Genomic DNA, 544 nt, shown 5'->3' with positions numbered 1-544 from the left:
GCAGAATTAGATAAAGCTGTAGCCGTATTAAAAGATAAAGGCAATACAGAAGGATTAGAAGCAGCTAAAAACGAATTAAAAACAGCAACAGAAGCGACAAACGTTACAGACGGCAAGACAACAGAGTCTGCTGACAAATACAATGAAGCTAAAACAGCAGCAGAAGCAGTAGTAAAAGAAGCAGAAGGCGTGATTGCTGATGTGAATTCAACGACTGAAGATGTTGCGAATGCTCTAACAAAAGTAAATGCAGCCAAAGCAGTGCTAGATGATGCTAAAAGTAAATTAGTAGAAGCAGCCACAGCAGACGAAAAAGCTAAATTAAAAGCAGATTCTGAAGCATTGAAAAAAGCAGATACAAGAGGTAAAACACCAAATAGTATTGATGAATATAATACAAAATTTGAAGCGTTAAAAACACAATTAGAAGAAGCAAAAACTGAAGCTGAAAAAGTTTTAGCAAAAGAAAATAATGCGACTAAAGAAGAAGCTAAAGCAGCACAAGCAAAAGTAGATGCAGTAAAAGCAGAATTAGATAAAGCTG

General features: G+C 35.7%; 1 pseudogene. It reads left to right on the top strand.

The window, feature by feature from the left end:
* A pseudogene (locus HT697_RS10030) lies at positions 1–544 on the top strand (hypothetical protein); the annotation flags it as partial.

The organism is Streptococcus sp. 1621 (genome assembly GCF_013276615.1).
Lineage (GTDB): Bacteria > Bacillota > Bacilli > Lactobacillales > Streptococcaceae > Streptococcus.
Note: the sequence above shows the minus strand (reverse complement) of the source record. Positions and strands in the feature narration are given on the sequence as shown.